Origin of the sequence: Pseudomonas sp. CBZ-4 (assembly GCF_000346755.1) — a bacterium.
In the GTDB taxonomy this organism is placed as follows: domain Bacteria; phylum Pseudomonadota; class Gammaproteobacteria; order Pseudomonadales; family Pseudomonadaceae; genus Aquipseudomonas.
Map to the genome: position 1 here is coordinate 119426 of NZ_ANNV01000102.1, position 10621 is coordinate 130046.

Annotated in this window: 10 protein-coding genes and 4 tRNA genes; all 14 read right to left on the reverse strand. The window is 55.4% G+C overall.

All coding sequences use genetic code 11. From position 1 onward, the window contains the following. Positions 1-15 precede the first annotated feature (15 nt). A complete protein-coding gene (gene rpoB, locus B348_RS0113760; protein ID WP_026136778.1) occupies positions 16-4089 on the reverse strand; it encodes a DNA-directed RNA polymerase subunit beta in 4074 nt (1357 codons plus the stop codon). Positions 4090-4308: 219 nt separating this feature from the next. Continuing rightward, positions 4309-4674 carry a 50S ribosomal protein L7/L12 gene (gene rplL / locus B348_RS0113765; RefSeq protein ID WP_017736673.1) on the reverse strand — a complete coding sequence of 122 codons (366 nt, stop codon included), beginning with the start codon at positions 4672-4674 and terminating at the stop codon, positions 4309-4311. Positions 4675-4752: 78 nt separating this feature from the next. Further along, on the reverse strand, positions 4753-5253 hold the full coding sequence (rplJ, locus tag B348_RS0113770) for a 50S ribosomal protein L10 (protein WP_003232405.1): 501 nt from the start codon (positions 5251-5253) through the stop codon (positions 4753-4755). A gap of 200 nt (positions 5254-5453) precedes the next feature. After that, positions 5454-6149 carry a 50S ribosomal protein L1 gene (gene rplA / locus B348_RS0113775; RefSeq protein WP_003176434.1) on the reverse strand — a complete coding sequence of 232 codons (696 nt, stop codon included), beginning with the start codon at positions 6147-6149 and terminating at the stop codon, positions 5454-5456. Next, positions 6149-6580 (reverse strand): 50S ribosomal protein L11, encoded by a 432-nt coding sequence (gene rplK, locus B348_RS0113780; RefSeq protein ID WP_003210097.1) that lies wholly within the window; start codon positions 6578-6580, stop codon positions 6149-6151. Before rplK ends, rplA begins: the two co-directional genes overlap by 1 nt. Before the next feature lie 117 nt (positions 6581-6697). Then, positions 6698-7231 (reverse strand): transcription termination/antitermination protein NusG, encoded by a 534-nt coding sequence (nusG, locus tag B348_RS0113785; protein WP_003176436.1) that lies wholly within the window; start codon positions 7229-7231, stop codon positions 6698-6700. Between the two features lie 9 nt (positions 7232-7240). Further along, the gene (secE, locus tag B348_RS0113790) at positions 7241-7609 is read right to left on the reverse strand and encodes a preprotein translocase subunit SecE (RefSeq protein WP_003194658.1); all 369 of its coding nucleotides are present in this window, start codon (positions 7607-7609) and stop codon (positions 7241-7243) included. Positions 7610-7654: 45 nt separating this feature from the next. Then, a tRNA-Trp gene (locus tag B348_RS0113795) sits at positions 7655-7730 on the reverse strand. A gap of 161 nt (positions 7731-7891) precedes the next feature. Further along, positions 7892-7967, reverse strand: a tRNA-Thr gene (locus B348_RS0113800). Positions 7968-7993: 26 nt separating this feature from the next. Next, positions 7994-8067: transfer RNA gene (locus B348_RS0113805), tRNA-Gly, on the reverse strand. Positions 8068-8091: 24 nt separating this feature from the next. Continuing rightward, a tRNA-Tyr gene (locus B348_RS0113810) sits at positions 8092-8176 on the reverse strand. Between the two features lie 143 nt (positions 8177-8319). Further along, positions 8320-8766 (reverse strand): hypothetical protein, encoded by a 447-nt coding sequence (locus tag B348_RS0113815; protein WP_017736674.1) that lies wholly within the window; start codon positions 8764-8766, stop codon positions 8320-8322. A gap of 7 nt (positions 8767-8773) precedes the next feature. After that, positions 8774-9523, reverse strand: coding sequence for a pantothenate kinase (locus tag B348_RS0113820; protein ID WP_017736675.1), 750 nt, complete (start codon positions 9521-9523; stop codon positions 8774-8776). Continuing rightward, positions 9513-10472, reverse strand: a complete 960-nt coding sequence (birA, locus tag B348_RS0113825; RefSeq protein ID WP_017736676.1) for a bifunctional biotin--[acetyl-CoA-carboxylase] ligase/biotin operon repressor BirA — start codon at positions 10470-10472, stop codon at positions 9513-9515. The genes B348_RS0113820 and birA overlap by 11 nt, the downstream gene beginning before the upstream one ends. Between the last annotated feature and the right edge of the window lie 149 nt (positions 10473-10621).

Sequence of the window (10621 nt, forward strand, 5' to 3'; positions counted from 1 at the left end):
GATTCGCGTCACGTGTTATTCGGTTTCCAGATCGATATCGATGCCGAGGGAACGAATTTCTTTGATCAACACGTTGAAGGACTCGGGCATGCCCGGCTCCATACGGTGATCGCCGTCCACGATGTTTTTGTACATCTTGGTCCGACCGTTCACATCGTCCGACTTCACTGTGAGCATTTCTTGCAGAGTGTAAGCAGCACCGTATGCTTCCAGTGCCCAGACCTCCATCTCCCCGAAACGCTGACCACCGAACTGAGCCTTACCACCCAGCGGCTGCTGGGTAACCAGGCTGTACGAACCGGTAGAACGAGCGTGCATCTTGTCGTCTACCAAGTGGTTCAGCTTCAGCATGTACATGTAGCCAACAGTAACCGGGCGCTCGAACTTGTTGCCGGTACGGCCGTCGAACAGCTGCATCTGGCCGCTTTCTGGCAGGTCTGCCAGTTTCAGCATGGCCTTGATTTCGCTTTCCTTGGCACCGTCGAATACCGGGGTAGCCATTGGAACACCGCCGCGCAGGTTCTTCGCCAGATCCAGGATTTCCTGGTCGGAGAAGGTGTCCAGCTCTTCGTTGCGACCGCCGATCTCGTTGTAGATCTCGTGCAGGAACTTACGCAGGTCTGCGACCTTGCGCTGCTCTTCGATCATACGGTTGATCTTCTCGCCCAGACCTTTGGCCGCGAGGCCCAGGTGGGTTTCAAGGATCTGACCAACGTTCATACGCGAAGGTACGCCCAGTGGGTTGAGGACGACGTCGACCGGGGTGCCATTGGCATCGTGCGGCATGTCTTCAACCGGCATGATCACGGAGACCACACCTTTGTTACCGTGACGACCGGCCATCTTGTCGCCCGGCTGGATGCGGCGACGGATTGCCAGGTAAACCTTGACGATTTTCAGCACGCCTGGAGCCAGGTCATCGCCCTGCTGCAGTTTGCGCTTCTTGTCTTCGAACTTGTCGTCCAGCAGACGGCGGCGATCAACGATGTAGGCCTGGGCCTTCTCGAGCTGCTCGTTCAGAGCATCTTCAGCCATGCGCAGTTTGAACCACTGGCCGTGCTCAAGACCGTCGAGGATTTCGTCGGTGATGTCCTGACCTTTCTTCAGACCTGCGCCGCCTTCAGCCTTGTGGCCTACCAGAGCGGAACGCAGACGTTCGAAGGTCGCGCCTTCAACGATACGGAACTCTTCGTTCAGGTCCTTGCGGATCTCGTCGAGCTGAGTCTTCTCGATGGACAGTGCACGAGCATCACGCTCAACGCCGTCACGGGTGAAGACCTGTACGTCGATGACAGTACCTTTGGTGCCAGTCGGCACGCGCAGGGAGGTGTCTTTAACGTCGCTGGCTTTTTCACCGAAGATGGCACGCAGCAGTTTTTCTTCCGGAGTCAGTTGGGTCTCGCCTTTCGGAGTGACCTTACCAACCAGGATGTCGCCTGCGCCGACTTCAGCACCTACGTAAACGATACCGGCTTCGTCCAGCTTGTTCAGTGCAGCTTCACCCACGTTCGGGATGTCTGCAGTGATTTCCTCAGGCCCAAGCTTGGTGTCACGTGCCACACAGGTCAGTTCCTGGATGTGGATCGTGGTGAAGCGGTCTTCTTGAACCACACGCTCGGAAAGGCAGATGGAGTCTTCGAAGTTGAAGCCGTTCCATGCCATGAACGCGATACGCATGTTCTGACCCAGAGCCAGCTCACCCATGTCGGTGGACGGGCCGTCGGCCATGATGTCGCTACGCTGAACACGATCACCCTTGCTCACCAGCGGACGCTGGTTGATGCAGGTGTTCTGGTTCGAGCGGGTGTATTTGGTCAGGTTGTAGATGTCGACACCGGCTTCGCCAGTTTCAACTTCGTCATCGGCAACACGAACCACGATACGGCTGGCATCAACGGAGTCGATCACGCCGCCACGACGAGCCACGACGCAAACGCCGGAGTCACGAGCTACGTTACGCTCCATGCCGGTACCTACCAGCGGCTTGTCAGCGCGCAGGGTCGGTACAGCTTGACGCTGCATGTTGGAACCCATCAACGCACGGTTGGCGTCATCGTGCTCCAGGAACGGGATCAGCGACGCAGCAACCGAAACTACCTGCTTCGGCGATACGTCCATCAAGGTGACGTCTTCCGGCGCCTTGACGGTGAACTCGTTCAAGTGACGAACAGCAACCAGCTCGTCGACCAGCACTTTCTTGTCGTTCATCGTGGCCGAAGCCTGAGCGATCACGTGATCAGCTTCTTCGATGGCGGACAGGAACACGATCTCGTCGGTAACCAGGGCGTCTTTCACCACACGGTACGGGCTCTCGAGGAAGCCGTACTGGTTGGTGCGCGCATAGGCAGCCAGGGAGTTGATCAGGCCGATGTTCGGACCTTCCGGCGTTTCGATCGGGCAAACACGACCGTAGTGCGTCGGGTGTACGTCACGCACTTCAAAGCCAGCACGCTCACGGGTCAGACCGCCCGGGCCCAGTGCAGAAACACGGCGCTTGTGGGTGATCTCGGAGAGCGGGTTGTTCTGGTCCATGAACTGCGAGAGCTGGCTGGAACCGAAGAACTCTTTCACCGCCGCAGCCACTGGCTTGGCGTTGATCAGGTCTTGCGGCATCAGGCCTTCGCTTTCAGCCATCGACAGACGCTCTTTGACCGCACGCTCAACACGTACCAGGCCAACGCGGAACTGGTTCTCGGCCATTTCGCCTACGCAGCGAACACGACGGTTACCCAGGTGGTCGATGTCATCGACGATGCCTTTACCGTTACGGATGTCGACCAGAGTCTTCAGTACCGCGACGATATCTTCCTTGCACAGCACGCCCGAACCTTCGATCTCGGTACGACCGATACGACGGTTGAACTTCATCCGGCCGACCGCAGACAGGTCATAGCGCTCAGGGCTGAAGAACAGGTTGTTGAACAGGGTCTCGGCAGCGTCTTTGGTTGGCGGCTCGCCAGGACGCATCATGCGATAGATCTCGACCAGCGCTTCCAATTGGTTGCTGGTGGAGTCGATCTTCAGAGTGTCGGAGACGAACGGACCGCAGTCGATATCGTTGGTGTACAGGGTCTCGATGCGAACAACCTGGGCCTTGGCGATTTTCGCCAGGATCTCGGTGTTCAGCTCGGTGTTGCACTCAGCCAGGATTTCGCCTGTTGCCGGGTGAACGATAACCTTGGCGGTGGTGCGACCCAGGACGTAGTCCAGAGGTACTTCCAGCTCTTTGATACCGGCTTTTTCGATCTGGTTGATGTGGCGCGCAGTAATACGACGGCCAGCCTCAACAATCACCTTGCCGTTTTCATCCTGGATGTCCAGGACGGCAATTTCACCACGCAGACGCGAAGCGATCAGCTCCAGCTTGAGGGTTTCATCCTTCAGGCTGAATACGTTGGTGGTGTAGAAAGCGTCCAGCACTTGCTCAGTGGTATAACCGAGCGCGCGCAGCAGTACCGAGGCCGGCAGCTTGCGACGACGGTCGATACGCACGAACACGCAGTCTTTCGGGTCGAACTCGAAGTCCAACCACGAACCGCGGTACGGAATGATCCGCGCGGAGTACAGGAGTTTACCGGAGCTGTGCGTCTTGCCGCGGTCGTGGTCGAAGAACACGCCCGGGGAACGGTGCAGCTGGGAAACGATTACACGCTCGGTACCGTTGATTACGAAGGTACCGTTTTCAGTCATCAGTGGGATTTCGCCCATGTAGACTTCTTGCTCTTTGATGTCCTTGATCGCTTTGTTCGACGATTCTTTGTCGAAAATGATCAGACGAACTTTTACCCGCAAAGGTACGGCGTACGTAACACCGCGCAACACGCATTCTTTGACATCAAATGCCGGTTCGCCCAGGCGATAACCCACGTACTCCAGCGCAGCATTGCCGGAGTAGCTGATGATCGGGAAAACGGATTTGAAGGCCGCATGCAGGCCCACGTCGCGGAACTGATCTTTGGTCGCTCCCGCCTGCAAGAATTCACGATACGAATCCAGCTGGATAGCCAGAAGGTACGGGACATCCATGACGTCCGGCAACTTGCTAAAGTCCTTGCGGATACGTTTTTTCTCAGTATATGAGTAAGCCATCAGCGTTCCCCAGCTTGGTCACCTGCTTGTTTGGCCCCTCCGACGGGAGCAGCCAGAAAATCTTGCAAACCCCTTGGTTTGCACCACCGCTTCGGGTGGCTACAGCGCGTTAATGGCGGCGACCTAGTCGGCAGCCAAGAACGGAAAAAGGCCGGTGGCAAGAGCCACCAGCCATCAGCCTTCAGCTTAACGCTTGGGCTGGAGACGCAAGGTCGATGCTTACTTCAGCTCGACTTTAGCGCCTGCTTCTTCCAGAGTAGCTTTGGCTTTGTCAGCAGCGTCTTTCGACACAGCTTCCAGAACCACGGCAGGAGCGCCGTCAACTACAGCCTTGGCTTCTTTCAGGCCCAGACCGGTCAGTTCACGTACTGCCTTGATCACGTTTACTTTCTTCTCGCCAGCTTCGGTCAGCATGACGTTGAATTCGGTTTGCTCTTCAACAACGGCAGCAGCAGCAGCTGGGCCAGCGGAAGCAGCGGCAGCGGAAACGCCGAATTTTTCTTCGAAAGCTTTGATCAGCTCAACAACCTGCAGAACCGACATTTCAGCTACGGCGTTGAGGATATCGTCTTGGGAGATAGACATTGCTGTATTTCCTGAATTGGGGGACGGCCTACACGGCCATCGAAATAAACAAAAATACGCGAGAGAAGTCGTTCAGCCTTAGGCTGCTGCGGCTTCTTTTTGCTCGCGAACTGCGGCCAGAGTACGAGCCAGCTTGCTGGTAGCGCCTTGAATCACGCTCATCAGCTGCGAAATGGCTTCGTCGCGGGTCGGCAGTGTTGCCAGTACGTCGATTTGGTTAGCTGCGAGGAACTTGCCCTCGAACGCAGCTGCCTTGATCTCGAACTTATCCTGACTCTTGGCGAATTCCTTGAACAAACGGGCAGCAGCGCCTGGATGATCTTTGGAGAACGCGATCAGAGTCGGGCCAGTGAACACGTCGTTGAGAACACTGTATTCAGTGTCAGCAACAGCGCGCTTGAGCAGAGTGTTACGTACAACACGTACGTAAACGCCAGCTTCACGAGCCTCTTTACGGAGTCCGGTCATAGCGCCTACTGTCACACCACGGGCATCAGCCACGACAGCGGACAGAGCAGCTTTGGCAGCCTCGTTGACTTCAGCGACGATGGCCTTCTTGTCTTCGAGATTAATTGCCACGGGTTTAACTCCTGCTTGTTACCGTTTCATCTGGCCGGAGCCGGATGTCGTTTTGGTGTCTGATTCGGTAAGGAACCGGGAGCACCATCTGCGTAGGCTTGAGGTTTAAGGCTTGCGCCGCCTACGGTCTTGGATAGCCCCCGCCAGGCAGGGACCCCAATTTTTTTCAATTGGCGCGATCTCTCGCGCCAATCTGTGTCTTATACGTCCAGCGAGCCTTGGTCGATGACCAGACCTGGGCCCATAGTGGTGCTCAGGGTAACGCGCTTGACGTAGATACCTTTCGAGGAGGCCGGCTTGATACGCTTCAGATCAGCGATCAGGGCTTCAACGTTTTCCTTCAGCTTGACGGCGTCGAAGCCGACCTTGCCAACGGAGGTGTGAATGATGCCGTTTTTGTCGGTGCGATAACGAACCTGACCAGCCTTGGCGTTTTTAACCGCGGTAGCTACGTCTGGAGTTACGGTGCCGACTTTAGGGTTAGGCATCAGGCCGCGTGGACCGAGGATCTGACCCAACTGACCTACAACGCGCATTGCATCCGGGGAAGCAATAACGACGTCATAGTTCAGGTCGCCGCCTTTCATTTCGGCAGCCAGGTCGTCCATGCCAACGCGATCAGCGCCGGCGGCCAGAGCAGCTTCAGCTGCCGGGCCTTGGGTGAAGACAGCTACACGTACAGTCTTGCCAGTACCGTGTGGCAGCACAGTAGCGCTACGAACGACCTGGTCGGATTTACGTGGGTCAACACCCAGGTTTACAGCAACGTCAACAGACTCGCTGAACTTGACAGTCGACAGCTCGGTCAGCAGGGCAGCAGCGTCTACAAAGTTGTAGGACTTGCCTGCTTCGATTTTGCCGGCGATAGCCTTTTGGCGCTTGGTCAGCTTAGCCATTACACACCCTCCACGTTAAGGCCCATGCTACGAGCAGAACCGGCGATGGTACGCACGGCTGCATCCATATCAGCTGCAGTCAGATCCGCGTTTTTGGTTTTCGCGATTTCTTCCAGCTGAGCACGAGTTACAGTGCCGACTTTAACGGTGTTAGGACGAGCGGAACCGCTAGTCAGACCAGCAGCTTTCTTCAACAGAACCGAAGCCGGGGTCGACTTGGTTTCGAAGGTGAAGCTACGGTCGCTGTATACAGTGATGATCACTGGAGTCGGCAGACCTGGCTCAATACCCTGAGTACGGGCGTTGAAGGCCTTGCAGAATTCCATGATGTTCACGCCGTGCTGACCCAGAGCTGGACCGACGGGTGGGCTTGGGTTGGCCTGAGCGGCCTTCACTTGCAGCTTGATGTAAGCGGTAATCTTCTTGGCCATGAGGCACTCCAATTACGGGTTCAAGCGCCTCGAAAGGCTCCCCGGTTACTTGCGCGTTTATCCCAGTGACGACAAAACCCCACAGCCTAAGGCTGTGGGGTTGGGATGCTTGTTCAGCTAGACCTTCTCGACCTGGCTGAATTCCAGCTCTACCGGAGTAGAGCGACCGAAAATGAGCACCGCCACTTGGATCCGGCTCTTTTCGTAGTTAACTTCTTCGACAGTGCCGTTGAAATCAGCAAACGGACCATCTGTGACACGAACAACCTCACCCGGCTCGAACAACGTCTTCGGCTTAGGCTTGTCGCTGCCATCAGCAACACGACGCAGAATTGCTTCCGCCTCTTTGTCGGTGATTGGAGCAGGCTTATCAGCGGTTCCGCCGATGAAACCCATGACACGAGGGGTATCTTTGACTAAGTGCCAAGTACCTTCGTTCATGTCCATTTGAACCAGCACGTAGCCAGGGAAGAACTTGCGTTCGCTTTTACGCTTCTGCCCATTCCGCATTTCAACCACTTCTTCAGTGGGAACCAGAATTTCGCCGAAGCCATCTTCCATGCCTGCCAGCTTTACGCGCTCTAGCAAAGAGCGCATAACATGCTTCTCGTAACCCGAGTAAGCATGCACAACGTACCAACGCTTAGCCACGGGACACCCTTAGCCAACAATCAAGGAAACAAGCCAGCCGAGCAGGGAGTCGAGCCCCCACAACAGCAACGCCATAACCAGAACAACAGCCACGACAATCAATGTGGTCTGCGTGGTTTCTTGGCGAGTCGGCCAAACGACTTTACGAATTTCGGTGCGAGCTTCCTTTACCAGGACCGCGAAAGACTTGCCTTTAGCAGTCTGCAGGCCTACAAAGGCAGCTACAGCAGCAAGGGCAAGCAAGGCGAGCACACGGTACAGGATCGGCGAAGCAGAGTAGTACTGATTGCCAACAACGCCTACGACCACCAATGCGACTACAGCGAGCCACTTGACCAGATCGAAACGAGAGCTTTGAGCTTCAGCCTTAGGAGTCATCTATGAAGATCCTGTGAAAAGAAAGCCAGACACACCACGTGAATCTGGCAGGTCAGGAGGGAATCGAACCCCCAACCTACGGTTTTGGAGACCGTCGCTCTGCCAATTGAGCTACTGACCTAAAACAAAATCAGGCCGACCATTATGCAGGCCTGAAAAAGACTTTACAACAACCAACCCCAACAGACTTGAAACCACCTGACACAAGCGCCAGTAAAACCAGAATCAAGCCGAGGCAGCTGTTAAAACAAAGGCAGATATTTTCATATCTGCCTTGTTATATGGAGCTCTTGAGCGGATTTGAACCGCTGACCTCACCCTTACCAAGGGTGTGCTCTACCAACTGAGCTACAAGAGCGAAACACATTGCACAACCTGCAAACTTGGAGCGGGTAGCGGGAATCGAACCCGCATCATCAGCTTGGAAGGCTGAGGTTCTACCACTAAACTATACCCGCGGAGCTTGCAGCTCACGCTAAAAATGGTGGAGGGGGAAGGATTCGAACCTTCGAAGTCGTAGACGTCAGATTTACAGTCTGATCCCTTTGGCCGCTCGGGAACCCCTCCTAAGCGAGCCGGCATTTTACATCACGCCGACCTTCTGTCAAGCATTTTCTCATTTAAAAATATGAGGTTAGCTGCATTGACGTTCGCTTCACGCTGTAGACCGTAAAGGTCTTCACTGCGAAGCGGGCGCCATTCTATGCAAACTATTCGAGAGTTGCAACGCCTTCGCACAACATTATTTTATGTTTTAACTCATTGAATTCCTTAGCAAGGTTTTCAAAGGGCAGATCATCAGCCAAACGTCGACTTTCAGGCGCTACGCGAAGCCAGTAGCCGGAGGCTTCAGGAGTGTTCAGCAATTGCACTTTGACCTTTATATCCAGGCTGATCAGCCGCTGTTCGACGGACTGCGCCTGACGCGGGTCAACAAAACCACCTATGTACAAACACGTATTTTGCGGATCGGACGCCTTTGCCCGCTCCCTCCTGGCAATCGCATCCGAAGATTCGCTCAGCAAGCGAATATCCTGCTGAGAACCCCGATAAAGACTCAAGGGCGTTACATCCTTGGCACGCAGCGGCGCCTCCTGCTGATGCCATACGTAATAGAAAGCGTTGAGGACGAGTAAAAGTAGAAACAGCCAACGCATAAACACCTCAAGACAAAGGGCATGCCATCGCCAAACCGACGAAAACCAGATCAGGAACGAGGCGCGCCTGCGGCACGGCATCCAGAACCAAATCAGCATCCCCCCCAGTAAGGAACACCGTGAAACTGTCGCCCCAGTAGCTTCGGGCCAACTCGAGCTGAGTCAGCACAAATCCCCTGAGCATCAGCGTACAGCCGCGCTCGACGGCCTCGACTGTCGTACGACCTGGCGAGAGACGCTCCAGCGCTTGCTCAGCGGCAGCATCGTCATAACGTATCTTGCGGGTGTGCGTGCGCAATTGATTACGCATGAGAGGCATACCAGGGCAAATGAACCCTCCCAAGTGCTCGCCGTCCGCACCAATAAAATCTGCTGTCGCCGCCGTACCAAAATCAAGTACCAGGCAAGCACCTGACGCTAATTTGTATCCCCCAAGCATTGCCAGCCAACGATCAAGGCCCAGGCGCTCGAAATCTTCATAGCCGTTGCGCACGCCGGCCATTTCTCGTGCGGGCGCGGCACAAGAGACAACAATACCGAAAGCCCCCTCCAGAGCCTGTACCAGCTTACTAGTCTCCTCCAGCGCCCGGACACTCACCAGTCGGCAGCGCGTGAGCAGCAAGCCAGGAACGGCCACCAGGCTTTCAATCAAAGCTATATCCGAGCCAACGACACCTTCGGCGGAGGCCGCCGACCAATTCGAACCAAGCACCCGCCACTTGATAAAGCTGTTGCCACAGTCGAGCTCAAGAATCATCACGCAACCTCAGGCTTAACTCACCACCGCTGTAAATTTTTTCAACGCCATCAACACTCAAACGCAAGGCGCCCTGGCGATCCACACCCAGCACCACGCCATCAACTTGATTGACGCCGGCGATGAGGGAAACCGTCCGCCCTTGCCACGCATGATTACACTCCCACTCCCCCTGAAGCACAGCAAACCCACCGGTTTTGTGCCGCTCCAGATGGCTCAGCAACTGCTGCCCCAGTCTCGCAACCAGCGAATTGCGATCAACTGGAGCGCCTGTCTCAAGCTGTACTGACGTCCACTGCTGGTCTATAGCATCGGATTTCTGCATATTCACATTAATGCCTATGCCAAGGACAACGTGGCAAATATCCGCAGGATCACCCACTAACTCCAACAAGATTCCGGCAATTTTCTGCTGCCCGACCAAGACATCGTTCGGCCACTTCAAGGCAGCCCCCTGCACACCCGACTCACGCAGGGCCTGCATGACCGCCAAGCCGACAACCAGGCTCAATCCTTCCAACTGTCGCAGACCATCCTCAATGCGTAGTACAAGGCTGTAATACACATTCTGCGCATACGGGCTGACCCATGTTCGGCCTCGCCTGCCTCTTCCCGCTGTTTGCTGCTCCGAAAGTACCAGGAACGGCGCTGGACACTCAGCAGCAACCAGCCGCAACGCTTCAGCATTGGTGGAATCAACAGAGTCGGAGATATAGACGGGCCAGCCTAAGGCAGGCGCCCTCAGCGCAATTTCTTCAGCACTCAAGAACACCAGCGGCGCTGCTAGCTGGTACCCCTTCCCACGCACCTTATGAATAGGCAAACCTAATTCCGCTTCAAGGTGCTGGAGTTGCTTCCAGACAGCACTGCGGCTAACACCCAGGGCAGTGCCTAGTGCCTCTCCAGAGTGGAATCGGCCATCTTTCAGAAGCTTTAACAACGTCAGCATGCACATATCGCCTCACAATGAGGCAGGCATGATAGCCATGCGCTGGGTCATTGCATAGAAAGCCAAAGATTTAGCACCCGAGTGAGCACTGTTTAGCACCACCTGGCGTACTTTTCCCGCGCCCAAAACAAAACCCCATCTGCTTTCGC

Coding starts and splice junctions, on each gene's coding strand:
- B348_RS0113815 (WP_017736674.1), bottom strand. CDS start 8,766: ATGCGTTGGCTGTTTCTACTTTTACTCGTCCTCAACGCTTTCTATTAC.
- rpoB (WP_026136778.1), bottom strand. CDS start 4,089: ATGGCTTACTCATATACTGAGAAAAAACGTATCCGCAAGGACTTTAGC.
- rplA (WP_003176434.1), bottom strand. CDS start 6,149: ATGGCTAAGCTGACCAAGCGCCAAAAGGCTATCGCCGGCAAAATCGAA.
- B348_RS0113820 (WP_017736675.1), bottom strand. CDS start 9,523: ATGATTCTTGAGCTCGACTGTGGCAACAGCTTTATCAAGTGGCGGGTG.
- secE (WP_003194658.1), bottom strand. CDS start 7,609: ATGACTCCTAAGGCTGAAGCTCAAAGCTCTCGTTTCGATCTGGTCAAG.
- birA (WP_017736676.1), bottom strand. CDS start 10,472: ATGCTGACGTTGTTAAAGCTTCTGAAAGATGGCCGATTCCACTCTGGA.
- rplK (WP_003210097.1), bottom strand. CDS start 6,580: ATGGCCAAGAAGATTACCGCTTACATCAAGCTGCAAGTGAAGGCCGCT.
- rplL (WP_017736673.1), bottom strand. CDS start 4,674: ATGTCTATCTCCCAAGACGATATCCTCAACGCCGTAGCTGAAATGTCG.